At 58.7% G+C, this 24,809-nt stretch carries 22 protein-coding genes and 1 pseudogene; 12 read left to right on the top strand and 11 right to left on the bottom strand.

Annotation, left to right across the window (positions count from 1 at the left end; genetic code table 11):
• Positions 1-62 precede the first annotated feature (62 nt).
• On the bottom strand, positions 63-1,025 hold the full coding sequence (locus tag CK227_RS14375) for a hypothetical protein (protein ID WP_095774242.1): 963 nt from the start codon (positions 1,023-1,025) through the stop codon (positions 63-65).
• Positions 1,026-1,862: 837 nt separating this feature from the next.
• Between CK227_RS14375 and CK227_RS14370 the strand changes: the two are divergent.
• Positions 1,863-2,069 (top strand): annotated as a pseudogene (locus CK227_RS14370) (TrbI/VirB10 family protein); the annotation flags it as partial.
• Between the two features lie 100 nt (positions 2,070-2,169).
• On the opposite strand, the gene CK227_RS14365 reads toward CK227_RS14370, so the two are convergent.
• The 4 genes from CK227_RS14365 to CK227_RS14350 are packed head-to-tail and all read right to left on the bottom strand — an operon-like array spanning position 2,170 to position 5,061.
• Positions 2,170-2,934 carry an amino acid ABC transporter ATP-binding protein gene (locus tag CK227_RS14365; RefSeq protein ID WP_095774243.1) on the bottom strand — a complete coding sequence of 255 codons (765 nt, stop codon included), beginning with the start codon at positions 2,932-2,934 and terminating at the stop codon, positions 2,170-2,172.
• On the bottom strand, positions 2,931-3,590 hold the full coding sequence (locus CK227_RS14360) for an amino acid ABC transporter permease (RefSeq protein ID WP_095774244.1): 660 nt from the start codon (positions 3,588-3,590) through the stop codon (positions 2,931-2,933). The genes CK227_RS14365 and CK227_RS14360 overlap by 4 nt, the downstream gene beginning before the upstream one ends.
• Before the next feature lie 9 nt (positions 3,591-3,599).
• Positions 3,600-4,247: an amino acid ABC transporter permease gene (locus tag CK227_RS14355; RefSeq protein WP_095774290.1), complete on the bottom strand. Its 648-nt coding sequence runs from the start codon at positions 4,245-4,247 to the stop codon at positions 3,600-3,602.
• A gap of 52 nt (positions 4,248-4,299) precedes the next feature.
• Positions 4,300-5,061: a transporter substrate-binding domain-containing protein gene (locus CK227_RS14350; protein ID WP_245433480.1), complete on the bottom strand. Its 762-nt coding sequence runs from the start codon at positions 5,059-5,061 to the stop codon at positions 4,300-4,302.
• A 1,007-nt stretch (positions 5,062-6,068) separates the two neighbouring features.
• On the opposite strand from CK227_RS14350, the gene CK227_RS14345 reads away from it, so the two are divergent.
• Positions 6,069-7,376 carry an aminotransferase class III-fold pyridoxal phosphate-dependent enzyme gene (locus tag CK227_RS14345; protein ID WP_095774246.1) on the top strand — a complete coding sequence of 436 codons (1,308 nt, stop codon included), beginning with the start codon at positions 6,069-6,071 and terminating at the stop codon, positions 7,374-7,376.
• 26 nt (positions 7,377-7,402) lie between these two features.
• Complete coding sequence (locus CK227_RS14340; RefSeq protein ID WP_095774291.1) at positions 7,403-8,095, top strand: GntR family transcriptional regulator; 693 nt, start codon at positions 7,403-7,405, stop codon at positions 8,093-8,095.
• Between the two features lie 6 nt (positions 8,096-8,101).
• On the opposite strand, the gene CK227_RS14335 is transcribed toward CK227_RS14340, so the two are convergent.
• Positions 8,102-9,055 carry a LysR family transcriptional regulator gene (locus tag CK227_RS14335; RefSeq protein ID WP_095774247.1) on the bottom strand — a complete coding sequence of 318 codons (954 nt, stop codon included), beginning with the start codon at positions 9,053-9,055 and terminating at the stop codon, positions 8,102-8,104.
• Between the two features lie 119 nt (positions 9,056-9,174).
• Between CK227_RS14335 and CK227_RS14330 the strand changes: the two genes are divergently transcribed.
• Positions 9,175-10,668: a M81 family metallopeptidase gene (locus CK227_RS14330; protein WP_095774248.1), complete on the top strand. Its 1,494-nt coding sequence runs from the start codon at positions 9,175-9,177 to the stop codon at positions 10,666-10,668.
• Between the two features lie 153 nt (positions 10,669-10,821).
• On the top strand, positions 10,822-10,992 hold the full coding sequence (locus CK227_RS36725; RefSeq protein ID WP_179296493.1) for a hypothetical protein: 171 nt from the start codon (positions 10,822-10,824) through the stop codon (positions 10,990-10,992).
• A 503-nt stretch (positions 10,993-11,495) separates the two neighbouring features.
• On the opposite strand, the gene CK227_RS14325 is transcribed toward CK227_RS36725, so the two are convergent.
• From CK227_RS14325 to CK227_RS14305, 5 genes are all read right to left on the bottom strand, one after another.
• The gene (locus CK227_RS14325; RefSeq protein ID WP_245318201.1) at positions 11,496-11,822 is read right to left on the bottom strand and encodes a GNAT family N-acetyltransferase; all 327 of its coding nucleotides are present in this window, start codon (positions 11,820-11,822) and stop codon (positions 11,496-11,498) included.
• 222 nt (positions 11,823-12,044) lie between these two features.
• The gene (locus CK227_RS14320; protein ID WP_095774249.1) at positions 12,045-13,223 is read right to left on the bottom strand and encodes an acetyl-CoA C-acyltransferase; all 1,179 of its coding nucleotides are present in this window, start codon (positions 13,221-13,223) and stop codon (positions 12,045-12,047) included.
• Between the two features lie 3 nt (positions 13,224-13,226).
• On the bottom strand, positions 13,227-14,510 hold the full coding sequence (locus tag CK227_RS14315; RefSeq protein WP_095774293.1) for an ArgE/DapE family deacylase: 1,284 nt from the start codon (positions 14,508-14,510) through the stop codon (positions 13,227-13,229).
• Between the two features lie 13 nt (positions 14,511-14,523).
• The gene (locus tag CK227_RS14310; protein ID WP_095774250.1) at positions 14,524-15,156 is read right to left on the bottom strand and encodes a 3-oxoacid CoA-transferase subunit B; all 633 of its coding nucleotides are present in this window, start codon (positions 15,154-15,156) and stop codon (positions 14,524-14,526) included.
• Between the two features lie 7 nt (positions 15,157-15,163).
• Positions 15,164-15,970: a CoA transferase subunit A gene (locus CK227_RS14305; protein WP_095774251.1), complete on the bottom strand. Its 807-nt coding sequence runs from the start codon at positions 15,968-15,970 to the stop codon at positions 15,164-15,166.
• Positions 15,971-16,832: 862 nt separating this feature from the next.
• Here CK227_RS14305 and CK227_RS14300 point away from each other — a divergent pair.
• From CK227_RS14300 to CK227_RS14270, 7 genes are all read left to right on the top strand, one after another.
• On the top strand, positions 16,833-18,320 hold the full coding sequence (locus tag CK227_RS14300; protein ID WP_095774252.1) for an ABC transporter substrate-binding protein: 1,488 nt from the start codon (positions 16,833-16,835) through the stop codon (positions 18,318-18,320).
• 5 nt (positions 18,321-18,325) lie between these two features.
• Positions 18,326-19,267, top strand: coding sequence for an ABC transporter permease (locus tag CK227_RS14295; protein WP_095774253.1), 942 nt, complete (start codon positions 18,326-18,328; stop codon positions 19,265-19,267).
• Between the two features lies 1 nt (position 19,268).
• Positions 19,269-20,150 (top strand): ABC transporter permease, encoded by an 882-nt coding sequence (locus CK227_RS14290; protein WP_095774254.1) that lies wholly within the window; start codon positions 19,269-19,271, stop codon positions 20,148-20,150.
• 7 nt (positions 20,151-20,157) lie between these two features.
• Complete coding sequence (locus tag CK227_RS14285) at positions 20,158-21,201, top strand: ABC transporter ATP-binding protein (RefSeq protein ID WP_245318202.1); 1,044 nt, start codon at positions 20,158-20,160, stop codon at positions 21,199-21,201.
• Positions 21,198-22,190 (top strand): dipeptide ABC transporter ATP-binding protein, encoded by a 993-nt coding sequence (locus CK227_RS14280; protein WP_095774256.1) that lies wholly within the window; start codon positions 21,198-21,200, stop codon positions 22,188-22,190. The genes CK227_RS14285 and CK227_RS14280 overlap by 4 nt, the downstream gene beginning before the upstream one ends.
• Positions 22,191-22,549: 359 nt before the next feature.
• On the top strand, positions 22,550-23,047 hold the full coding sequence (locus tag CK227_RS14275) for a UPF0262 family protein (protein WP_095774294.1): 498 nt from the start codon (positions 22,550-22,552) through the stop codon (positions 23,045-23,047).
• A gap of 208 nt (positions 23,048-23,255) precedes the next feature.
• On the top strand, positions 23,256-24,611 hold the full coding sequence (locus tag CK227_RS14270) for a Glu/Leu/Phe/Val dehydrogenase (RefSeq protein WP_095774295.1): 1,356 nt from the start codon (positions 23,256-23,258) through the stop codon (positions 24,609-24,611).
• The last annotated feature ends 198 nt before the right edge of the window (positions 24,612-24,809 follow it).

Here is a 24,809-nt window from a genome sequence, read left to right as displayed (position 1 = left end):
AGCCTCCAGTTATAGTCTACAAGAATATAAGACCTATATATCCGTTGTGACTATAAGAGATGTCAAGCCCGCATAAGCGGCAATTTTGTCCCAGCGACTGGCCTCTCATCGAGAATGTCGTGGCGGAAGCAGTAGAGCTGCGCCGGTCGGCCGCCGGTCTCAGTGGTCGTCTCCCCGGTTTTCTCCACCAGTTCCTGCTGCTCTATGAGCCGGCGAAAGTTTGGTTTGTTGATGAGCCTCCCGGAAAGCGCTTCAACGGTTCGCTGGAGCTGCAAGAGCGTGAAGAGCGGCGGCATCAGCTCGAACACGACGGGCCGGTATTTGATCTTGGAGCGCAGCCGCGCAATAGCCGTTGCCAGGATGCGGCGGTGATCGGCGATCATCGATTTGCCCGCTACCGGAGTAAGTGCGGCTGAAGGTCTACCGCGTATCGCTTCCTCCACAAGCGCTGCCTCGTAGAGAAGCTCATAGCGCTGCAGCGCGAACTCTTCGTTCCATGACCGGCCGTCGAAGCCGAAGGCGACAGCCGTGCGACGCCGGCGATCGAGCCGCATGGCCTTCTCGTCAGCGCTATCCGCCCATTCCCTGAGGCGTGGCAGCAGATGTTCCAGCACTGCCGCCGGCGCGCCGGAGCGATGATCCTCCCATGGAAAATAGTCGTACCAGCTTGCCCAGGATCGCCTGGCTGCGGCGCCCGCATCGTCGGCTTGCGTGAGCGCGAGATAACTGATCGAGATTACGCGTTCCTCGGCGCCAATCCGGTCGCGATCGGCGAAGGTGTAGAGCTGTTCGATATAGCCGAGCGGGTAGCCGGTCTGTTGTTCGACCCATCCCCTGAGGCCGGACTGCAGCGAACGGTGAGCGAGTTCGAACGGACCTGACGGCAAAGCGTTTGCCTGCGGGATGGTGAGAACGCAAGGAACGCTGTTGTTCATCGCGACGACGACGGCGATCAGGTCCGCCTTGACGTTGTTGCCCTTGCCTCCAGATCTGCGTTGCCTGGTCGGCTTTTTCTGACGGTCCATGATTCCTAATCTGGCTGGGCTGAGTTCCGCTGCGGAAGGAGCTGAACCGATTTAGATTGGTTTTCTACGATAATTGTCGGCCCGTCAACATCAGGCCAGGATGCGGTTTTAGGGTTCTGCACTCGCAGAAAATGGCGTCAAATGCGACACCCTCGGTTGGTAACGCAAGGGCAGCAGCCCTCGTTGACTGCGCTTGCTAGCACCAAGGCGATAAACCCCGTCGGATATCCGTTTGCGAAGGGTGGAACGCGGCTCGTCTGTCTGACGGTACACGACGCCTCACCAAGCTCGTCTAGGTGGGCGACAGTGTTGGAATGGTTTTCCATGTATGCCGATCACACTCGTATGCTCGCCATGATGACACATACGGTATCCGGTGCACATCCACACTGTGCCGTTGCTTTCATTGCAACTAATCAAAGTTCCATAAGTACGTTCGCTGCGGGCGGTCGACGAGAGCCGTTCGGTGACGGTTTATGTCGCGCCGATGTGGTCGTTGTTGAGTTCGAAAGACACAACTGACGTCAGATAGGCTGCGAATTCCTGCTTTGATGGTTGTCGTGGTTCTCTGTCCCTTGGCTCGGGCTGCCGCTGAGGGGGATGCAGTGGCACTCCAAAATCTCTTCGAACGAGGGGCCTGTGGCTGGCAAAACTTTTTCAATGAGCCCATGAGACTTGAGTGTAACCGTCACTTGATTCTTAGCCGGTGATGATCATTGATGCTATCGGGACAGGCGAGGAATTTCTGCAGCCAATTTCACCGCAGTTGCCATGGAGAGCGTCCACCCGAGCGATCCGTGTCCGCAGTTCAAGTAGAGCCAGCGATGCTTGAACCTCGACAAGGTGAACAACCATTATTTCCGAACCTTCGGCTCAGCCGTGCTCATCGCTCTGATCGGGACGGGGATCGACATGGCTGTTCCACAGAGCTCGACACTCGCCACCCAGGATACCGCCTCGGATGCGACACGCCGGAATTTTGCTGAAACGTTCGGCCGGGTTGCTGACCAGACGATTCAGCGGAACATGGATGTTCAGCCGACCCATCAGGATCGCAGTTAACCGATCTCGAATGACAGCCACCTATCAAATGAACCGTTCCGGCATTGACGGAGGACATTTCGTATAAGGGTACGACAAAGGTTTAGGCGGATAGGTGCTTTCGCAAGAACTGTCGAGTGCGTTCCTGCTGAGGGCTGCGGAAGAGCTGAACGGGAGAACCTTCCTCGACCACTCGGCCGCCATCCATGAAGATAACGTGGTCGGAAACCTCTGCGGCAAAACGCATCTCGTGGGTGACAATGAGCATAGTCATGTGTTCGGCGGCGAGTTGCTTCATCACCGCGTTGACCTCGTCGACCAGTTCGGGATCGAGCGCTGAAGTGGCCTCGTCGAAGAGCATCACCTTTGGCTTCATAGCCAGCGCTCTGGCGATTGCCACGCGCTGCTTCTGCCCACCAGATAGCCGCGAGGGATACGCATCCACCTTGTCCACCAGCCCAACCTTGGCCAACAGGTCGCAGGCCAGCTCGCGCGCCTCGGCTCTGGCCATGCCCTTCAACTTGATTGGTCCCAGGCTGATGTTCTCCAGCACACTCAGGTGGGGGAATAGATTGAAATGCTGAAACACCATTCCCATCCGCTGGCGCACAAGGTTGATATGGCGCTCATACGCGATGCCTCGGATATCCAGATTGACCCGCTCGCCGTCGAGCCATACCTCGCCTGCGTTCAGCGTTTCGAGCTGATTGATCGATCGCAGCAGGGTCGATTTACCGGAACCGGAAGGGCCGATCAGCGCAATGATCTGCCCTTTAGCGACCGAAAAATTGATCCCTTTCAGCACTTCCAAATTGCCAAATGATTTGCGTGCATTGCGCACGTCGACCATGGGGTTAATGTTTGTCATCGTGTTGCCTCCACGCGCTTTGCAATCAGCGCCAGCACGCCTTCGAGAATCAGGTTGAGCAGGTAGTAGACAACAGCCACGAATATATAGAACTCAGAGGGGCGGAAGGTGGAGGAAATACCGAGCTGGGCCGCGTTCACCAATTCCGCGACACCAATTACGGACACCAGCGACGATTCCTTCAACAATGCGATCATATTGCTGCCAATAGGAGGCAGGGTCAGTCGCACCGCTTGAGGCACCACAACATAGCTCAAGGTGCCCAGTCGGCCGAAACCAAGCGAACGGGCGCCTTCGGTTTGTCCCTTGTCAATACTCGTAATGCCGGCGCGCAAAATATCTGCATTGTAGACCGCATAGTGAAGCCCAAGACCGATCACCCCTGACCAGATGGCAGGAATATCGATGCCAATCTGCACCAGTCCGAAATAGATCAGAAAGAGTTGCAGGAGCAGGGGCGTGCCCATGAACAGCCACATAAAGCCAGCGACTAGAGCGCGTACGCCGGCGGGAGCGTAAAGCAGGGCCACCGCAAAGACGATGCCCATGCCGAAGCTCAAAAGCCCTGCCAGCATCGAGATGAGTGCTGTCCACAATGCCCCCTCTGCCAGAAGGGGCAGATATTCTATCAGAACGAAAAGATCCAGACCCTCCATCGATGTTCCTCAATCGATCGCAAAGCGTCGGTCGGCCAGACGCACCAGCATTGATACGGCGACGATGATCAACATGTAGAGAAGAGCAGCAACCGCAAAGATCTCGAACGGCCTGAACGTAGAGGAAATGTAGCGTTGCGCGGTGTAGGCTAAATCCACCACTGAAATCGCCGAAACTAACGAAGACCCCTTGATCAGGGCCACCGTGTTAACACCCAGCGGGCGGATCATCAGCCGTGCAGATTGTGGCAAGATCACCAGCCACATGGTGCGAATGCGGCCAAAACCGATGGTCCGGGCTGCTTCGCTCTGTCCTTTATCGACGGCCAGGATCGCGCCGCGCATGGACTCTGCCATATAAGCCGCGATGTTTATGCCCAGGCCTATCCAGCCCGCAGTGAAGGGTGAAAGATTGATGCCGATCTGCGGGCCTCCGAAGTAAAGCAAGAACAGCTGAACGAGGCATGGGGTGCCGCGAAAGATACTGACATAGATGGAGCCAATGGAGCGTAGAGTGCGGCTAGGCGACAGACGCATTGCGGTCAGCGTTGCGGCGAGGATCATCCCCAGAATGAAGGACAGAAGCGAGATCGCGACAGTCATGCCGGCCGCTTCCAAGAAATAGGGAAGAACCCTCTCAACCAGGGCAATGTCCAATGTGGGCTCCCATTGAAAGCTGGTCATCAATCGGCCAGCGTTTAATTCGCGATCAACGAATGTCGCGTCCGATCCACTTCGTCGCAATGGCCGCATACGTGCCATCGGCCATCATGTCGTCGAGGGCCTTCTGCATCGCAGCCTTGAGGTCGGGATTGTCCTTCCGAATCGCTATGCCGATGCCGACACTGCCGCCTTCGATATTTGGAGTGTCGAGCATGTGAATTGGGTCGCCAGTTTGCTTGATCACGGCCAGCAGTGCGATGTAGTCGACCACAACAGCATCGATGCGCCCGGCCTTTAGCTCGAGCACAAGTTCAGGAAGTCCCTTGTAGGTGCGTATCGTCCAGCCACCCGTTTCGCGGGCCCATTTCTCATGCGTCTCGCCAAGGGTTACGCCGATCGTCTTGCCTTTGAGATCAGCCATCCTTTTCGTCGTTGAACTATCTAACACAAACACGCCGCGGCCATCACGATAGTAGGGTCCGACGAAGTCAACAACTTTCTGCCTCTCTTTGGTGATGGCCATAGAACCGACAATAGAATCGTACTTTTTTGACAAGAGACCTGGAATGATCCCATCCCAAGCCGTACTGACGGCCACAGCGTTTACGTTGAGCCGCTTGGCAATTGCATTGGCGATGTCCACATCAAAACCAACGAGCTGGTTCTGCTCGTCGATCATGCTGAAAGGCGGATACTGCCCCGACATCGCCGCGCTGAGTTTGCCGGCTTCCTGGATCGAAGCCAGGTCATCGGCAGCCGCAGGTAGCGTCACAGCGAATGCTAGCCCAAGTACGAATGCGGAACGCATAGCAATCCGTGAAATGCAATGAGACATCAGTTTCCCCGTTGTTGATTAGCTGATTGATCTGTAACGTGCAGTTTTCGTATACGCGCCCTGGTTATTCAGCAAATTGTTAGTTTAAATAGAGACTATAGGTTCAGCGAATGAATGCTCCAGCGCGGCCGGAGGGGGAATGTACCCGAGGTCTCGAAAATACAGCAGTCTTGGCGGGGTAGGATGCTTTGTCGTGAGCGACCCTAATCCAGGCACAGCGGTGCTGTCGATCATGTCGTCGCTTCGGTCTCGTTCTACGAATTCGGCTAAAGTTTCGAGCATCGCAGTTGCCTCGGAAGACGCCATCCCATCCGCCGTATTCGTCAGGCAGATGCCGCCACTGTGCTTCGGCGCGCCCCATACACATCATCCTTTCGAGATATTGACGATTGTCCTGGGGCAGGGCGGCATCCGCGCCCTCGCCATAAAGGCAATAGCGGGCTAATCACCGCCCATCCTTAATCGCCCAAGGCCGCGTCAAAGGCGGCCTTGCAAAACGCTAGCCTGAGCTAAGATCGCGTAAACTTTTTTTCATGCATCCGGGAAGAAGACCATCCCGTTCTTGTGAATTGATCTCACAATCGATCTTTGCCTTTGCGCACGACGCGTTAGCGACAGCGACAGCGACGTCGAAACCGGCGAGCTTTGCCGGCATTGTGGAAATCACTTGACGGCGGCTAGGCACTTTCACCGCGTTTTTTTAGCTCTGTGCCATGTCTGTCTCTGCCCCAAAAACCTCAGACATCGCTACCGTGTCACCTTGTTTACCTCCTTTTTGCTCGCCCGTTCATTGTCGCTTTTCGGCACACTGTCGCGGAGGCGTCGGAGGAAAACTGGCGCCTCTGTCGGCAAATGCTGTCTTTGTAGAAACGCATTTCCAGATCCTCCCATCGGTCCGGCGAGCGAGAATGCGGACTTGACGAGATCACAGATGTGCTATTTTCTTGATCTCAAATTTCGCAATTCGCACGGAATCATTTATGATCGAGAATCCTGCCCACCAGAATTCCTCCCTCGACGCCGCCCTGCTCGAAACCCGAGAGCGCTACGCTGCAAAGCGCCCCAAGAGTGCGGCGCTGCATCGCGAGGCGGTAAAAGTTCTCCCTGGTGGAAACACCCGGAGTGTGCTCGCCTACGCGCCTTTTCCGACCGCCATGGCGCGCGGCGAGGGCTGCCGTCTTTGGGACGTCGATGACAACATCTATCTGGACTTATGTGGGGAATACACCGCCGGTCTTTTTGGTCACAGCGATAGCCGTATTCGTGCGGCCCTACACGACGCTTTAGCGCGGGGACTAAGTCTCGCCGCAGTGGGGGAGGCCGAGCAGCGATTTGCAAGAATCCTCTGCAGCCGATTTCCGTCCATTGACATGATCCGCTTCACGAACAGTGGCACCGAGGCCAACCTGATCGCGCTCAGCGCCGCGCAGGTGGTGACGGGGCGCAATCGCATCATTGCGTTTCGCGGCGGCTATCACGGCAGCCTCCTGTACTACCCTGCGACCGGTTCCAGCCCGATCACCGCCCCGTTGCCGGTGACGCTATGTGACTACAACGACATCGACGGCACCGTGGCCGCCATCCGCTCGGCAGCAGGCGAGCTTGCAGCGGTCATAGTGGAGCCGATGCTGGGTAGCGGGGGCTGTATTGCTGCCGAGCCTACCTTCCTGGCTGCCATCGCCGAAGCTGCACGCGGCGTCGGCGCGATCCTGATATTCGACGAGGTGATGACCTCGCGCATGTCGGGAGGCGGTCTGCAGGAGCGTCTCGGTATCCTGCCTGACATGACCACTCTAGGGAAATATATCGGCGGGGGCATGAGCTTCGGTGCTTTCGGTGGGCGGCACGAGATCATGGAGATTTTCGTCTCCAAGGTGCCTCACGCGGGCACCTTCAACAACAACGTGATGTCCATGGCCGCAGGGATCGCCGCAATGGGAGAGGTGTTTACCGCCGCAGAGGCCGCCGACCTTTTTGCCCTAGGAGAAGCCCTGCGCGAGCAGCTCAACGCAATGTCCGGCAGGGCTGGCGCAACGTTGCAGTTTTGTGGCGTCGGCTCACTCGCCACGGCCCACTTTCGCCGTGACCAGGTCGTTCGCCCTTACGCCATAACCCCGAGGGAGGAAGCTCTTAAAGAGCTGTTCTTCTTTGACATGCTTGACGCGGGGGTCTACATCGCCCGTCGCGGCATGACGGCGCTGAGTTTACCGACGACTGAGCGAGACCTCGTGCAGTTCACAACTGCCGTCGGCGATTTTCTCGACGCACGGGCTCCGTTGCTGCGATAGTGGAGCCGAAGGCAGGACGCCAAGCGATGGACAGGAGCAACACGATCACGCCGGCGCCAGCGGCAGGTGCGCTTGAGGAGGAGGCCTATCAGCTCATTCGCCGCGCTCTTATTGATGGCGATTTCATACCGGACAGCAAACTTTCCATTCGGGTCGTCTGCGGGGCATTGTCGCTGAGCCCGATGCCTGTGCGCGCCGCTCTACGCCGCTTGGTCAACGAGCGCGCGCTGGACGCCAAGCCAACAGGGACGGCCGTGGTGCCTCGCATGACCCGGCGCGAGTTTTCCGACCTGACTGCGATGCGCCTGCAACTGGAGCCGTTGGCGCTGACGCTTGCTGCGCCGCATCTGAAGCCCGCACAGTTCGAGCGGTTTGACGCTTTCGTATTGCAGCATGAAAGAGCCCGCCTCGAGACTGATCCGAAAGGCGTGCGGCAGGCGGATACCGGTTTCCTGTTCGAGCTCTACCGCTCCTCCGGTTCGGCCCTGTTACTCAGCTTCATCGAGAGTTTGTGGCTTCGTCGCAGCCCAATGTTCTGGGAGGCTCGTTGGGCGCTGTTAGGTAGCTCGGTTGGCCGGGCGCCGCACAGGCACAAGGAAATCACTGACGCTCTGCGACACGGCGAGACCGCTATGGCGCGGGACTTCCTCATTGACGAAATTCGCAACACCGGCGAGTTCCTGCTCGAGGCGATGAGGTTCCGCGAGGCCACTGACTGAGCCTGCTCAGTTATAGGTGCGCTCCTCCAGTGATGTTTGGGCGATCATCTCATGGATCGTACGCACGAAGGCGGTCTCGGCCGGGTTCATGCTGCGGCGCGGGTTAACCACGAACTGGACGTCCACTGCTGGTAAATTTTCCTTCGGCGGCACCTGCCACAGGAGCCTGGCATCGACGTCTCGCCGTGCGACATGCACCGGCAGCGCTCCAATGCCCATCCCATTGATGATCATGCGCCGCACCTCAGGCAGATTGGCCGAGATTCCATGTGGTTCGGGTTGTAGATTTGCCCGCTCGCGCAACTGGCGCACCAGGTAAAGCGGACCATTCTCACTTTCTGTCTGGAACGACACCGAGCGTTCGCCGGATATCTCCTCGATACCGATGTCCGACCGGCCGAATAGTCTGTGCATCGGTCCACAGAACAGGCCAAAGAACTCTCGGAAAAGAGTGCGGCCGTCCAACAAAGAATCGTTCTCGCGCATCAGGCAGAGGCCTGCCGACGCCTGATTCTGGCGAACGCGGCTCAGGACCTCGGCGCTGTCTGTAATCGATATCGAATATGTCACCTCTGGATAGGCTGTGTTGAAGTGAGCCATTGCCTCATCGAAATGCTTGCAGACCACGTGGCTCGTCATTGCAATGGCGATATGGCCGGTGACAACGGTCTCCGCCGCCGCCATAAGACCCGGCAGTCGCGAGATCGAGCCAAAGATCATAAGGCTCTCGCGATACAGGGATTCGCCCGCCGGGGTGAGCGCGAAATGCCCCGGCCGGCGATCGAGCAGCCGCTTCTCGCTGGTTTCTTCCAGCCGTTTCAGCGCGCTGCTGATTGTAGGCTGGCTAAGATTCATAAACTCTGCCGCACGAGTGACCCCACCCTGCTCGACTACCACAATGAAGGTGCGCAGCAGGTTCCAGTCCAGGCGCCAGAGAAAACGCTCTTCGTACGGTCGCATTATCTCAGCCTATAGTGATGATTACGTTTATCTGTTTGCGCTATGAGCGGCGGTGAGTCAATCTGACCAACATACGAGTTCCCAACGCAAGCGCTCATGGACAGAGGAAAGCAACAAATATGTCTCTTACTATTTTCGCCGCAACTATTATGCATGAGTCGCATACGTTTAACATCGCGCCGACTAAGCTGGATGATTTTCGGAACGCCGACTATCTCGAGGGTGCTGCGATAGACGAGGCGATGCGGGGAACGCGCAGCGAATGGGGTGCGGTACTCGATCTCGCCGACGAGTTTGGCTGGCATCTCGTGCATCCGCTTGCGGCCTACGCGGAGCCCGCCGGCCGGGTCACGGACCATGCGTTCGATCACATGCTCGGAATCATCACCCATGCGCTCGAACGGGCGATGCCGGTGCACGGCGTAATACTGCCGCTGCACGGCGCCATGGTCACCGAGAGTCACGATGACGCCGAAGGGGAGATCCTCAGACAAGTACGGGCCATCGTCGGGCAAGCAGTACCCATTGCCGTCACTCTCGACCTGCATGCAAACGCAACCGAAAGCATGGCGCGCCTGGCCAACATCATCACCACGTACCGCACAACGCCGCATACCGACACCTACGAGACCGCTGAGCGTGCCGGCCGACTGCTGCAGCGAGCGATGCTGGGTGAGATCAAGCCAACCGTCACGCTGGCGAACCGTCCGGTTCTGAGCGGGCTCGACCATGGCCGCACGATTGCCGGACATGGGGCAATGGTCGAGATGCTGGCACGCGTGCGTGAGGCCGAAGCAGAGACGCCTGGCGTGCTCGATATCGGCGTAAACGCCGGCTTCGTCTGGGCTGACGTGCCGTTCACCGGACCCACAGTGTTGGTCACCGGCGATGGAGCGCGGCCCGAATATCGAGCGGTCGCCGAACAGTTGGCCGATTTTATCTGGGATAGCCGTGGCCGCGAAACAGTCCAACTGCTCCCCATGGACGAAACCATCGACATCGCCCGCAAGGTCGCTCCAGCCGGCTCTGGGCCGCTGCTGATTGGCGACTACACCGACAATCCCGGCGGCGGCGCCCATGGGGATTGCACCGGTCTGGTTCTCGCCTTGGTTGAAGCCGGTATCAAGGGCGTTGCGGTCGGCACCATCGCCGATCCGGGCGCCGCCGCCGCTGGTCTCAAAGCGGGAGTCGGCGCGACGGTTACGGTGGACCTCGGCGGCAAGAAAGATCCCCGCTTCGGTGGTTCGCCAATTCGGCTGACCGGCACGGTGGGCGCCGTCTCTGACGGAATCTATGTCCGCAAGGGCAAGTACATGACTGGCACCAAGGCTAATATGGGCCCGAGCTTCCGCCTCGATCTTGACGGCATACAGATCATCGTCGTGACTTACGCGACTCAGATCGATGACCGCGAGCAGTTCCGCATGTATGGCATTGAGCCGGAGCGCATGAATATCCTCGCCTGCAAGGCGATGAACCACTTCCGCGTCGATTTCGAGCCGATTGCGCGGGCGCTTATCTATGTCGACGCGGGCGGCATCTGCTCGCTTGATTTCAAGCAGTTTCCTTGGAGCAAACTCAGGCGGCCGATCTGGCCACTGGACCTCGATTGATGCATGCGAATACGATCCCATGGGGAGTGAACAGCGGCCGCCTCTCTGGCAAAGTGAGTCGTCAATAACACTCACCCTGTAGGAGACGCCGTCATCGAAGCTGGAACTTACGCCCACCGCTATCCACACCGATCTTGCCGCATTTTCGTACAAATGGACCTCTCGCTCAACGTAGCTGATCACCTCGGCGTCGCCGGGCAATGGCTACGAGATGTCGAAGCACTGGGGGGCGGCGACGATACGACGGCATTGCTAGATCGTTTTGCTCAGTTCCAGAAGAAGGTGCTATCTCGTACGGGCAATCAGGTTCCGATCGTGTGCTGAAGGTGAGCAGGATTGAAAGCTTCGTCGTCAGTCCAGCTTGTATTAGCCTCGCGCAGTCGGCCGCGCTCTACATCGCCGCGCCTGCCTTGCGAAACGTCGGGCTTCCCCACCGCCAAAAAGGCAAACGGGTCGCAGACTCAGGTGAAGCGATGGGCGGCGCGATTTTTCGTGGTACGTCGGTGTCACACCTTCCCGCGTCAACTCTCGGGCAACCAGCGCCTAGTCCAGTTCGCACCAGCCCTGCGGTGGGCGGCGCATTCGATGAAACAGACGCTGTCCAGCGCCGTCTCGTCGTAGCCCGGCGCTAACGGTTGCTCGAAATCCGCCCTCTCGCGCCCACAGCAAATTTACCTAAACCGAGGTCTTGACGTTAGAGAAGGCATTGACAAACTCCCGCAGCGACGTCCCGCCAGGCCTGCCGAGTTTACGGACTGGAGGAAGTGATCCGGCGGTCACCTTGACAATGGCAGAGAACACTATTGGTGCAGCCTCGAAAGTGGCGGTTAGTTTCCGCTGCGACAAAACTTCTCGAATGCCTCGCCATGAAGTCTGTGGATCGTCTCATCGTTCGACGGTTCGAATCCATGCCGAAGATAAAAGCGAGCGCCCGCCTGATTGACATGGTCGACGGTCAGGTGAAGAAAGTGGTAACCGTCATTGCTGGCGGCCCGGGCGACGTGGCGCAGCAACTTTTCACCGATTCGGGCGCTACGGAATTCCTCGTGGACGAACAGGTCCTGGACGTACAGGCCCGGCTTGCCCCTCCAGGGAGAAAACATCGGGAAGTAAAGGCATATGGCGGCTGTCTTGCCGTCCACCTCGGCCAGCATTACGGCAAATTCGCGCCGAGGACCAAAACCGGCGGCTTCGATATCTTCCCTGGTGCTTTTCAATCGTCCAGGAGCGCCGAGGGACTCAGTCAGCAACTGAAGCGCCAGCAGGATCTCGTCGCAATCCTGGCGCTCGGCAATCCGAAATGATAATCCAGACGTCATCATGATCCTTTCTGCTTCCGTCGTCAGGAGCGGAGCCACGAGCTAGGTAGTTTTTACTCAGGAAGCGACCTCAAGAAGCGCTGCGGCCCCCATGCCCCAACCCACACACATGCTCACCACCACCAAGCGCGCGCCACGCCGGCGTCCTTCCAGCAGCGCGTGGCCGACAAGGCGTGCACCGCTCATACCGTAAGGATGGCCAATCGAGATGGCGCCGCCATTGACATTCAGCTTTTCCGGATCGAGACCGAGCCGATCGCGGCAATAGACGAGCTGCGCGGCAAAAGCCTCATTGATCTCGAAGAGGTCGATGTCGTCGAGCGAAATGCCGTGGCGCTGGAGCAGCGATGGAATCGCCAGCGCGGGGCCAATGCCCATTTCCTCGGGGGCGCATCCAACGGTCAACATGCCACGAAATAGACCGAGAGGCGCAAGCCCTCGCCGGGAAGCCTCGTCACCCGACATCAAGACGCAGGCCGAGGCTCCGTCTGAAAGCTGCGAAGAGTTGCCCGCGGTTACGGTGGAAGGCTCTCCCATGACAGGAATCAGGCCGGAAAGGTCCGAAAGCCTGGTGGCAGGCCGGTTGCACTCGTCGCGCGAAGGCGCGACGGTGAGGCGCCTTTCCGCGCCGGTGTCCCGGTCCTTTTCGATCTTCTCCGTCTCGAAAGGAACAATCTCGTCTGCGAAGCGCCCCGCTTCCTGCGCTGCGGCTGTGCGCTTTTGACTGGCCAGCGCATATTCATCCTGCGCCGCACGGGTGATTCGATATTTGCGCGCAACCAGATCGGCGGTGGCCAGCATGGCCATGTAATAGCCCTCGCGCACACGGGCGATGCGGTAATGCGTCCCATTCCAATCGTCGTTCTGTACCAGCGAGATGCTATCCATCCCGCCCGCCAGAGCGATATCGCAGTCGCCGGAGCGGATCTGGTTGGCTGCAGTTGCAATCGCCGATAAACCAGACGCGCATTGCCGGTCGATAGTTGCGGCGGCCACTCCGTCGGGAAGGCCAGCGGCGAAGACGGTATGACGGGCGACATTGATGCCGCTGGTGCCCTGAGTAAGGGCGCAGCCCAGTGTAAAATCCTGGACTTCCCCGCCCTCCAGGCTGGCACGGGTCAAGGCGGCGCGCACGGCATGGGCCGCGAGGACAGGCCCTTGCGTGGCATTGAAGGCACCGCGATAGGCCTTCCCAATGGGGGTTCGGGCGGTGGACACAATGACGGCGTCGCGCATGGGTTATACTTCCTCCAGGCCGCACCAGTCGGCGATGAACAGGGCGGTCGATTGGGTGATGCGGCGCACGGATTCGAGATCGACCCGCTCGTTGAACCCGTGGATCGCCTCAGCGCGCGGGCCATAGACGAGCGCTGGGGTGTCGGCGTAGAGGCCGAAGAAGCGGGCATCGGTCGTGGCGGTGATCGCCTCATGCTCGAGGGGCTTACCGACGACAAAGCTGTGGGCGCGGTCGAGCGCGGCCAGTGCCGCGCGCGCTGCTGCACTCTGGTCATCTTTGAAGGAATAGCCCTCAGCGGCGAAGCCATTGTAGACAACTTCGGGCCGGTTGCTGGCGAGGAAGGGATGGTTGCGGGCCGCATCGAAGATGGCCTGTTCTATCATGCGGCGCATGTCATCGAGGTTCTGGCCGGGGAATACTCCCATGCGCACATCGAAAACACACCAGGCGGGAACGGAACTGGCCCAATCGCCGCCCTCGATCTTGCCGATGTTGAGGTTGAGCGCATGGCTGTGGTCTGCATAGTCGTGATGGCGGCATTCTTGTGCGTTCATCCGCCGCTCCAACAGGTGCAGCGCCTCGAACAGGGGTATGGCCGCTTCGATGGCGTTGGCGCCCGAAGCGGCATAGGCGACATGGGTGGGCAGACCCTTCAGGCGCACCTGAAACCAAATCACCCCAACCTGCGAAGACACGAGCTTTTCGGCAAAGGGTTCCGGAATCAATACCGCATCTGCGCGATAGCCGCGCTGCAAGCAGGCAAGGGCGCCATTGCCGGTGCATTCCTCCTCCACGACAGACTGAAAGAAAACGTCGGCAGCGGGGCGCAGGCCGATATGCTTCAACGCCTCGATCGCAAAGAGGTTCGAGGCCAACCCAGCCTTCATGTCACCCGCGCCGCGGCCACCCATCCAGTCGCCATCGATATGGGGGTCGAAGGGCGCGCGTTCCCACATTTCCAGCGGACCGGTCGGCACCACGTCGACATGGCCGTTGAGGATGAGGCTGCGCCCGCGCTTGCTGCAACTGCGCAGGGTTCCCACGACGTTCGCCGCATCGTCGTAATCGCCGATGACGGGCGAGAACCCCGGCAGCCCAGCGATGTCAGCGACGTCTATCTGCCAGCGGTCGACCTCATAACCAAGTCTGCCAAGCTCGCGTGCGATGAAATCCTGGGCGGACTGCTCCTGCCCCCGCGTTGAGGGGTGGCGAACGAGCTCAACCAGAAAATCTCTTTCGCGGTCGAAAAGCGCGTCGACGGCGTGCAGGATAGCTGTTTTGTCAATGTCCATGTTCATCCTAGAAGTTCGGCACGCCCTGATCGGCGACGTGAAGGGGCGCGCGAGTGGCCTCGCGCAATTCGGCGAGGCTCACGCCTTCCGCGATCTCGACAAGCTCAAGGCCTGTCGGGGTCACGTCAAGGACTGCCATGTCAGTATAAATGCGGTTGACGCGGCCTTTCGCTGTCAACGGCAGCGTGCATTCCTCCAGGATCTTGGAGTCACCTTTGCGGTCGGTATGGGTCATTATCACTCCGACCCGGCGAGCCTTCTGCGCCAACTCGATCGCGCCGCCCATGCCCGGCGAGAATTTTCCGGGGATTTTCCAATTCGCAAGGTCGCCGTTGGCGGCCACCTCAAAGGCCCCCAGCAAGGTCAGATCGAGGCGGCCTGAGCGGACGATGGCGAAGCTGATCGCACTGTCGAAAAACGCTGTGCCGGGGATCACAGAGACATAGGCTCCGCCCGCGTCAATCAAGTTACGGTCGGCCTTGTCGGCGGACAGGACCGGGCCGACACCGGTGATTCCATTTTCCGAATGCAGGCAGACGGGCATATTGGCCGGCACGTATTGCAGGACCTCGGTCGGCAGGCCGATCCCAAGATTGACGGTCATGCCGGGCAAGATATCAGCTGCTGCGCGGCGCAGCATGCGCTCTTTAGCGTTTGACGACACCATAAACCTCCGGCAGTTCGGACAATTCGACGACGTGATCCACAAAGGTCCCGGACAGGTGAATATCCTCGGGAGCGAGCGCACCCAGAGACGCGAGAGACTCGGTCTCGACGATGGTCTTGCGTGCAGCCATGGCCATCAGCGGGTTGAAGTTGCGCGCCGAGGCGGCGAAGGACAAGTTGCCGAAACAGTCTGCCCGCGCGGCGTGCACGAGCGCGAAATCCGCCGTCAAAGCCGTCTCCAGGAGGCCAGCTCTACCGTCGACTGTGACGCGGGTTTTGCCATCCTCAAGCGGGGTGCCAAGACCAATATCGGTGACAAAACCCATCATCCCGGCACCAGCGATGCGGATGCGTTCGGCGAGGATGCCTTGTGGGACGAATTCAACCTCAATAGCGCCGTCGTTCATCATACGCATGGCCCTAGGATTAAGGCCGACATGAGTGGTGATCAGTCGCGCGACTTGGCCACTTTCAAGAAGCCAATCGACGCCCATCCTAGCCTCGTTGGCGTCGTTTTTAATGATGGTCAGCCCACGCGGCCCCTGGCGGACGAGCTCACGGATCAAGCAAAACGGCGTTCCCGGCACGCCGAAACCACCTAGCATGATCACTGCACCATCGCCGATCATGGCGATAGCGTCTCCGATCAAGCCAACCTTGTTGGATAGTTTCATTCCGATCATCCATTTCGTGTCGGCCAGAATGGCTGCGCGAGAGTTTGACGTGGTTGCCACACTGTTGTCGCCATTTTTGGCATAGCGCAAACAGATAATTGTAATGACGGCCATTGATCTGATTAATGGTCGGTACCTACGAAGAGCGTTCTTTGGCGCCGGACTGGAACCTGCTGCGCACCTTCGTGGCGGTTGAGCAGGGTGGCGTCATTCGTGCGACAGAATTTAGGAATCTCGGCCAGCCTACAACCGGCCGCGCGCTGAAGGGAGACCACCGAGAAGTAGTTGCTCGATCGCCGGCCGGGGCATCTCGCGCTGACCTCAGTCGAAGCCCTGTATCGCGAGAACAAGCAACAGCGCTGATCGGCTCTGTTTGCTCACCAGACACTCGGTGGTCAGCCACAGCCGCGGGGCGCGCTGGAGGAGAAACTACCGCCCGGCGGAGATATTCAGCATAAAGGTGCGGGTTGCTATTCGTCTGCGACTTCAAGGGTGACGGCACCGCATTATCAGACTAAGTAACTTGCAAAATGTTGGAGTACTGCTTTTGATCGGTCGCTTAAGCCGATGCTCCGGTAGGCGCCCCTGCACGTGCGCAGCAAGTTCCCACTCGAGCTTTCAGCGAAAGCGCTCACCCCCCAGAGTCATCTATAAATCTGGTCAATAGCCATGATTATGAATATCTGTTTGCCTTATGCTCTGGGAGCGGCCATTTTGGAGCGTCTCAGCGACTAACTTCGGTGCACAAGCCATGCCCTCGCAATGGAGATCGTCTTTGCGCGGACTAGCTGCGATGGGCGAATAGGCGAGTTATGCCATGTCTTCGGGAAGCAAAAACACCACGTTCAGCACAATCAATAAAACAAGGGGAATAGATATGACAATCACGCGACGCACATTGATGAAATCAACTTTGGCTGCTGGCGTAGCCCTCGCAGTCCCGTCGGCACTGCGTGCACAGGGTCAGCCAGTTCGAATGATTATGGGTGACATCCAGATCTTCGATCCGGTATTTAGTACCTCGGCGTACACTATGAACCATGCAACCGCAATTTATGACACTCTGTTTGCCTTGGATGCCGATCTTGTGCCTCAGCCACAAATGGTGGGCAAATGGGGCGTTTCGGATGACAAGAAGACCTACACATTTGAGCTGCGTGATGGCCTGAGCTGGCATGATGGCACGCCTGTGACCGCGGCTGACTGTGTGGCATCGATCCGTCGCTGGGGCCAGGTTCAGCCGTCCGGGCAGCTACTGCTGGAGCGCACTGAGAGCATCACGGCCACGGACGACAAGATCTTTACGATCACGCTCAAGGAGCCGCTTGGTTTGATGATCGACATCCTGGCCGTTACCGGGCAGCCGCTGTTCATGATGCGCGAGCAGGATGCGAAACTTCCAGCAACAAAGCAGGTCACCACGAATGTCGGCTCGGGGCCGTACAAGTTCAACGCAGAGCTTACCAGGCCTGGTTCGCGCGTCGTCTACGAGCGCAACGAGCAATATGTGCCTAGGGACGAGCCGTCCAGCGGCTTCGCCGGTGGCAAGATCGCGAAAGTCGAGCAGGTCATCTGGGAAAACATTTCGGATCCGCAGACCGCGCTGGGGGCACTGCAAGCAGGTGAGGTGGATTTCTGGCTGGAGCCCGTCGCCGATCTGTTTCCCGCGATTGAAAGCAGCAACACACTAGTCCTTGATACCATGGGTGGAAATGGATGGGACTGGGTGGTGCGGATGAACTTTCTGCAGCCGCCTTTTAGCAACGTCAAGATGCGCCAGGCATTGCTGCATCTGATCGATCAAAAAGCTTTCTTGAGCCTATTATCTCCCGATCCCAAGCTCGGTCGGACTGTTACGTCGATGTTTGGAACTGGGTCACCTTACTCGAATGAAGTAAATGCGGATTGGTTCAAGGATGGGGGCAATTTCGATAAAGCGCGACAACTGATCGCGGAGGCGGGATACGCCGGCGAAAAGGTTGTCATCCTCGATCCGACGGATTGGCGCGAAGGCGATTTGGCCTCGCAATTGCTTACCAGTGTGCTGCAGAAGGCAGGCATCAACGCCGAGCTTGCTCCCATGACCTGGAGCGAACTGGCTGTGCGGCGGGATAAAAAGGGTCCGGTAGAAGAAGGTGGCTGGAGCGCTTTTATTACGAATTTTTCAAATTTTGAACTTGGTAATCCGATGTCGGCGTCTCTTTTCCTCATGAACGGCGAAAAGGCTTGGTACGGGTGGCCGAAGAATGACGAATACGAAGCGCTCCGAGCCAAGTGGCCAGACACTGAGACATTGGAGGAGCGGAAGAAGCTGGCGCGTGAGATGCAGCGTGTTTGGTGGGATCACGTCGGTGTCGTTTACCTTTGCGAGACCGCAGCACCTGCCGCACGGAGCAATTCACTGGTGGATATGATCAAGTCCCCGTCCCCAGAGCGGGCAATCTGGAACATGCGGAAAGTCTAAAGCTGATGGTGTCCTACATCCTTCGCAGGATGATTTCGGCCATCGCCGTTATGGCGATGGTCGGGATCTTCGTCTTTCTTCTAATCAGGCTGGCTCCGGGTGATCCCGCAGCAGTCATGGCCGGGCGGAACGCGACGGAAGAGATCATAGCTGGCATCCGCGAGCAACTGGGATTGAACGAACCATTGCCGGTTCAGTTCATCCACTGGCTCTCGGCGATGCTGCACGGGGACTTCGGCACCTCGATTTTCTCTGGCCGTCCGGTTCTCGAACTCCTCCTACAGCGGCTGGGGCCAACCGTTTCGCTGTCTATACTGACCTTAGCCATTTCGGTATGTGTCGGGGTGTATTTCGGTATCCTTGCTGCGTGGCGCGCCGGCGGTATCGTCGACCGCCTTTTATCGGTCTTCTCGGCGTTCGGGTATTCTGTTCCGGTGTTCGTCATCGGCTACTTCCTCGTTTACCTGCTCGCGATCAGCGCGAAATGGCTGCCCGTCCAAGGCTACGCGCCAATCGAAGTGGGCGTAGGCGACTGGCTTGCACACCTGATCCTACCGACCATTGCCTTAAGCCTGCCCTATATAGCGTTCGTCGCCCGCGTCACACGCGCGAGCATGCTTGAGATACTGTCGGAAGACTACATGCGCACCGCGGCGGCCAAGGGCGCCTCTCCCTATGCCATGCTCTTTCACCATGCCCTAAAGAACGCCGGCGTTCCTATCCTGACTGTGATCGGCCTGAGCTTCGCCTACCTTATCGGCGGGGTTGTGCTCACCGAAACGGTGTTCAATATCCCCGGCGTTGGGCGGCTGGTGGTCGACGCGATCAACACCCGGGACTATCCAATTATCCAGAGCATGCTGATCCTCACCTCGGGCCTGTACGTCCTCATCAATCTTGCGGTCGATCTGGCCTATACGCTCATCGATCCCCGCATCAGGTACTGATATGATGTTCTCTTCTGCTAATATTGACACCGTGCCGACCACTCTACTAGGACTTTCGAATCTCCCCCGGCTCGCAAGGCGGCATCCACTGGTCTTGATCGGCAGCGGCCTCCTAATGCTCCTGATCATCCTAGCGGTGGCCGCACCGTTTTACGCCGGTGACCCCCGGAACATGGATCCGTTCGTCCGCCTGCAGCCACCATCTGCCGAGCACTGGTTCGGGACTGACAATCTGGGTCGGGACGTGTTCGCCCGAACCGTTTACGGGGCGCGCATCTCGCTAATGGTGGGTCTGATATCGGCTATATTGGCGGCTTGTGCTGGGTTGCTGATTGGTGTCGTCGCAGGGTACGTGCGCAGATTCGACAACGTCATCATGCGCGTCATGGATGCCTTGATGTCGATCCCAACCATCTTGCTGGCTATCGCCCTCATCTCCTTGACGGGTCCCGGGGTCGGCATCCTGATCGTCGCCGTGACGCTTCCTCAGACGCCAAGCGTGACCCGGCTTGTGCGCTCGGTGGTACTGAGCGTGCGCGAGCGTCCCTACGTGGAGGCGGCGGTCTGCGGCGGCGCGCGGTTGCCGAAGGTTCTGTGGCGACACATTCTTCCGAGCACCATCCCGCCGCTCATGGTACAGTGCGCCATAGTCTGCGCAGATGCGATTATGACCGAAGCCGGGCTGAGCTTCCTAGGCGTAGGCGTACCACCCGAGATCCCAAGCTGGGGCAACATGATCTCAAGCTCGCGCATCTATCTCGCTTCCGCGCCGCTGACGATCTTCGCTCCCGGCATCTTTCTCGCGGTCACGGTTTTGGCGGTCAATCTCTTGGGTGATGGCCTACGGGATCTGTTCGATCCCCGCGCGAAACGGAGGCGCTGAGATGCTGATGCAAGTCTCCAGCCAGGAAAGAAAAATTGAGGGTTTTAGGGAGGACAGGACCATCGACAATGACGTGCTTTTGGATGTCCGGGATCTTGAGACCCACTTCTTCGGTGAAGAAAGTGTCACCCGCGCTCTAGGCGGGGTTAGCTTCCAAGTAAAGAAGGGGGAAACGCTCGCCGTAGTCGGCGAATCCGGTTGCGGCAAGAGCGTGACGGCCCTGTCCATTATGCGCCTGCTGCCGAAGCTGTCCGCCAAGACGGTGGGCGGCGAGGTTCGCTTTCACGGTCGCAATCTCTTGGATCTGTCCGAGCGCGAGATGCGCAGGATTCGGGGGGATAAGATCGCGATGATCTTCCAGGATCCAATGACGAGCCTCAACCCGGTCTACACCGTCGGTCGCCAGATTGCAGAAGCGGTACAAATCCATACTGGTGCCTCCCGTTCCGAGGCCTTGGCAAAGGCTGCAGAAATGCTGCGCCTCGTCCGCATTGCGGACCCCGAAAGGCGGGTTAACGATTATCCCCACGAGATGTCGGGGGGCATGCGCCAGCGTGCCATGATTGCCATGGCACTTGCCTGCTCACCCGAACTCCTGATTGCCGACGAGCCGACGACGGCTCTCGATGTCACTATCCAGGCACAAATCCTGCGGCTAATCGTCGATCTGAAGGATCGCACGGGAACCTCGGTGATGTTCATCACCCATGACCTTGGCGTCGTGGCCGAGACCTGCCAGCGCGTGATCGTGATGTATGCCGGCCGGATTGTCGAGCAGGCAACGGTGACAGATCTCTTCGACCGACCCATGCATCCATACACTAAAGCTCTCATGCGTTCGGTCCCAGACAGACGGCGCGGGAATGAGCGCCGCCTGCCGGAAATCCTTGGCATCGTCCCGAGCCTGCGCGAGCCCATTGTCGGGTGCAGCTTTGCGCCGCGCTGTCCGTTCGCGACCGAAGTCTGCCGGGAGAAGACGCCGGTTCTTAAGGAATACGCCGCCGATCACGCGGCCGCCTGCTGGCATGCAGAAGAGGTGGTGAGCGCATGAGTGGCCCTTTGTTGCAAGTCGAAAAATTAATAAAGCACTATCCACTCAGTGGTGGGCTCTTCAATAAAGATCCATTGGTGGTGCGAGCGGTCGAGAATGTCTCTTTTTCTGTGGAGGCAGGCGAGACGCTCTGCATTGTCGGCGAGTCAGGATGCGGCAAGTCCACGATCGCACGGCTCTTGATGCGGCTCATCGACCCGACGAGTGGCCGCGTACTGCTCGAGGGAACCGATATTGCCAGTCTCAATAAGAACGAGCTTCGGAATTGGCGCCGTCGGATGCAGATGGTCTTCCAGGATCCCTATTCGTCGCTGAACCCGCGGCTAACGGCCGGGCAGATCATCACAGAACCCGTTGAGAATTTCGAGCGTCTGACCCGCAAGAAACGCGAAGCCCTTGCGGCGGAGCTTTTACGCAAGGTGGGGCTTGCGCCCGAGATCATGCACAGGCTTCCCTCGGAGCTATCGGGCGGTCAGCGCCAGCGGCTCGGAATTGCACGCGCGTTGTCCCTCAAACCCTCAATCATCATCGCCGACGAGGCAGTCTCCGCTCTCGACGTTTCCGTGCAGGCGCAGATCCTGAATCTTCTCATGGACCTGCAGGAGGAAACGGGGATCGCCTTCGTGTTCATTTCGCACGATCTTGGTGTTGTGGAGCATATTGGTCACCGAGTAGCCGTCATGTATCTCGGTCGGATTGTCGAATTGGCAACTTGCGAAGCTCTCTTCGCAAATCCGATCCATCCTTACACCGAGGCTCTTATAGCCGCGGCTCCAGTGCCCGACCCCACATATGTCAGACTGGAAGTGCCCGTCGAGGGCGAGGTACCGAGCCCGGTCAATCCGCCAACAGGCTGCGCGTTCCACCCGCGCTGTCCGTTGGCAGAAGGCCGCTGCCGGACAGAGGTCCCGCCTTTCGTACCGGCGGCAGATGGCCGCCTTGTGGCCTGTCATGTGCGCGCTCCGGCCACCGCGTCGTTGCGCAGTTGAGTGGAGCGGGCGACGCTTCTGGTTGTGTCATCGCCGGTTCTCTGCTGCCGCGAATTATGTACGCGTGCCCTCGACACCTCTTCGCGAGGAAGTCCATAATCTCAGTCAATAATGATGATTATGATTATCTGTTTGCATTATGTCTTCGACACGGTCAAATTCGTCAGCGAAGAGTGTTGGCATCCAAAAAAAAACCCTTGAGAGTTGCCGCTGGAAACGAGCTCGGCAGAGGGAACGACATTACGCCATCGGGCCTGCGCTTTCCTAACCTCAATGGTTTGGAACTAACGCTTTGGGCGATGTCGCGGGGCATTGGCATCGCAATGTGTGTCGAAGCGATGGTAGGGAAGGGCAGAGTCCTGGCCGGCGCCCGGTATCATCTTTGCGATGTCGCACTCGATTGCTCCTTCGGGATACGGGACGCGCGCGTCGAGCGTGAACAGGCGCTGGCGATCATCGATCTTTTGGAAAGCAACACATTCACGCCGATTGGCCATGACGGCGGCCCCTATCGACTCAAGATCGAGACGGTGGACGGACGGTTGGCCCTGCACGTTGCCGAGGACAACGGGGTGCATGTTGTCAGCCACTATCTCTCGCTCACCCCTTTCCGGCGGCTGATCAAGGACTACACGCGCATTTGCGAAAGCCACTACGATGCCATGTGCCGGCCCGGGCCAGAGCGGCTGGAGGCGATCGATATGGGCCGCCGTGGCATCCACAACGAAGCGGCCGAGCTTTTAAGAGAGCGTCTCTCCTCTAAAGTCAGCATCGACAAGGGCACGGCGCGCCGCCTGTTCACGCTGATCTATGCGCTCCTCGCCCGCAATGCCGAGCATAGGATTCTCTCGAGTTGAATAGCTATCAAATTGTTGCCCCTGACGGACGGTGGCCGGTGGTCAATAACCATGGAAGGAAGTACCAAGTGCATGCAACGTCACAACTGCCGGCACCAATCGGCAAGCATCATTCTCCAAATCATGCCACTCAACGCGTGAGGGGTGCGTGATGGAGGTCAGCTCCGCAGGCTTTCTGGATAGCGTCGACCAGAACTTCCGCCATGCCATGTCCTTCCTTGATCTGCCGGAGGGATTGGCAGAGCGGATCATCCAGTGCAATTCGACCTATACGGTCCGCTTCGGAGTTCGTCTGCGCGGTCGCATGTACAGCTTCATCGGCTGGCGGTCGGTCCACAGCGAGCACTGCGAACCGGTCAAGGGCGGGATCCGCTACGCATCCAATGCCGATGCCGAAGAGGTCGAGGCACTGGCCGCATTGATGACGCTAAAGTGCTCGCTCGTTGACGTTCCCTTTGGCGGTTCCAAGGGCGCGCTGAAGATTGATCCGCGCGAGTGGACACCGCAGGAACTCGAGCGCATCACCCGCCGCTTTACCCAGGAGCTCAACAAGCGCGGCCTGATCGGTCCGGGCGTTAACGTTCCGGCTCCCGATATCGGCACCGGTGAGCGCGAAATGGCCTGGATGATGGATGAGTTCCGTCGTGCCAATCCGACCGATGTCGTCAATGCGCGCGCCTGCGTCACCGGCAAGCCCTTGTCGAAGGGCGGCATCGCGGGCCGCACGGAAGCGACGGGCAGGGGCGTCCAATTCGCCATCCAAAGCTTTCTTCGCGACACTCGCACAGTCGGGCTCGACGGCCGACGCGATCTGAAGGGCGTCTCGGTCATCGTGCAAGGCTTCGGCAATGTCGGCTATCACGCAGCCAAGTTCGTGTCCGAAGAGGACGGCGCACGCATCACCGTTGTTGCTGAACGCGACGGCTATGTCACCAATACCGAGGGTATCCCCATCGAGGCGCTCAAGCAGCATCAGATCCGCACCGGCAGCATTCTCGGCTTTGAAGGCGCCAAGTCCTTTGTCGGCGATATGACCGGCATCGAACAGCCCTGCGACGTTCTCATTCCAGCGGCGATGGAAAATGCCATTCATGTCGAAAACGCGGAACGCATCAAGGCACACCTGGTCGTGGAGGCGGCCAACGGTCCCGTCAGCTTCGAGGCGGACAAGATCCTGCGCTCCCGTGGTGTGACCATTCTTCCGGATCTCTATGTCAATGCCGGTGGCGTCGTCGTCAGCTACTTCGAGTGGGTTAAGAACCTGACGCATATTCCCTTCGGCCTGATGGAACGGCGCCGGCGCGAGCGGCGCAACCAGACAATCGCTGCAGCGCTCGAGCGGATGACGGGCAAGGAGTTCCCGGCCGACATCCGCGACGAATTCCTCGAAGGCGGCGCAGAGATCGACCTCGTTCGTTCGGGTCTCGAAGATGTCATGCGCAGCACCTGGGCCCGCATCGGCGATCTCATGGAGAAGCAACCGGAACTCGGGGACTATCGCACCGCCGCCTATGTCGCCTCCATCCGACAGATCGCCGAAGCCTACGAGGCGATAGGAATTTGACCTTAGTCCTAAGAACCACATCAGCGAGGTGGCGTGGTTGAGTTCCATAAGATAGATTATGCGACTTTCACATGTAGGAGCTAAGTTAAAATGTCCGGGTTTGGCAAAGTAGGAATGTCGCTCCTGCTTGTGCGCTGCCAATCTCTCCGCCTTCGACGGTGCGGGAGATTGCAACTTGGGACTTGTTCTGATGAGCGA

This window comes from Mesorhizobium sp. WSM4308 (genome assembly GCF_002294905.1).
In the GTDB taxonomy this organism is placed as follows: domain Bacteria; phylum Pseudomonadota; class Alphaproteobacteria; order Rhizobiales; family Rhizobiaceae; genus Mesorhizobium.
The sequence above is the reverse complement of the archived record's forward strand: the minus strand, read 5'-3'. Positions and strand labels throughout refer to the sequence as shown.

Bases quoted from the DNA above. Each gene is read 5' to 3' on its own strand.
- CK227_RS14375 (WP_095774242.1), bottom strand. From the start codon at position 1,025: ATGGACCGTCAGAAAAAGCCGACCAGGCAACGCAGATCTGGAGGCAAG.
- CK227_RS14365 (WP_095774243.1), bottom strand. From the start codon at position 2,934: ATGACAAACATTAACCCCATGGTCGACGTGCGCAATGCACGCAAATCA.
- CK227_RS14360 (WP_095774244.1), bottom strand. From the start codon at position 3,590: ATGGAGGGTCTGGATCTTTTCGTTCTGATAGAATATCTGCCCCTTCTG.
- CK227_RS14350 (WP_245433480.1), bottom strand. From the start codon at position 5,061: ATGCGTTCCGCATTCGTACTTGGGCTAGCATTCGCTGTGACGCTACCT.
- CK227_RS14345 (WP_095774246.1), top strand. From the start codon at position 6,069: ATGATCGAGAATCCTGCCCACCAGAATTCCTCCCTCGACGCCGCCCTG.
- CK227_RS14340 (WP_095774291.1), top strand. From the start codon at position 7,403: ATGGACAGGAGCAACACGATCACGCCGGCGCCAGCGGCAGGTGCGCTT.
- CK227_RS14335 (WP_095774247.1), bottom strand. From the start codon at position 9,055: ATGCGACCGTACGAAGAGCGTTTTCTCTGGCGCCTGGACTGGAACCTG.
- CK227_RS14330 (WP_095774248.1), top strand. From the start codon at position 9,175: ATGTCTCTTACTATTTTCGCCGCAACTATTATGCATGAGTCGCATACG.
- CK227_RS36725 (WP_179296493.1), top strand. From the start codon at position 10,822: ATGGACCTCTCGCTCAACGTAGCTGATCACCTCGGCGTCGCCGGGCAA.
- CK227_RS14325 (WP_245318201.1), bottom strand. From the start codon at position 11,822: ATGCTGGCCGAGGTGGACGGCAAGACAGCCGCCATATGCCTTTACTTC.
- CK227_RS14320 (WP_095774249.1), bottom strand. From the start codon at position 13,223: ATGCGCGACGCCGTCATTGTGTCCACCGCCCGAACCCCCATTGGGAAG.
- CK227_RS14310 (WP_095774250.1), bottom strand. From the start codon at position 15,156: ATGCTGCGCCGCGCAGCAGCTGATATCTTGCCCGGCATGACCGTCAAT.
- CK227_RS14305 (WP_095774251.1), bottom strand. From the start codon at position 15,970: ATGGCCGTCATTACAATTATCTGTTTGCGCTATGCCAAAAATGGCGAC.
- CK227_RS14300 (WP_095774252.1), top strand. From the start codon at position 16,833: ATGATTATGGGTGACATCCAGATCTTCGATCCGGTATTTAGTACCTCG.
- CK227_RS14295 (WP_095774253.1), top strand. From the start codon at position 18,326: ATGGTGTCCTACATCCTTCGCAGGATGATTTCGGCCATCGCCGTTATG.
- CK227_RS14290 (WP_095774254.1), top strand. From the start codon at position 19,269: ATGATGTTCTCTTCTGCTAATATTGACACCGTGCCGACCACTCTACTA.
- CK227_RS14285 (WP_245318202.1), top strand. From the start codon at position 20,158: ATGCAAGTCTCCAGCCAGGAAAGAAAAATTGAGGGTTTTAGGGAGGAC.
- CK227_RS14280 (WP_095774256.1), top strand. From the start codon at position 21,198: ATGAGTGGCCCTTTGTTGCAAGTCGAAAAATTAATAAAGCACTATCCA.
- CK227_RS14270 (WP_095774295.1), top strand. From the start codon at position 23,256: ATGTCCTTCCTTGATCTGCCGGAGGGATTGGCAGAGCGGATCATCCAG.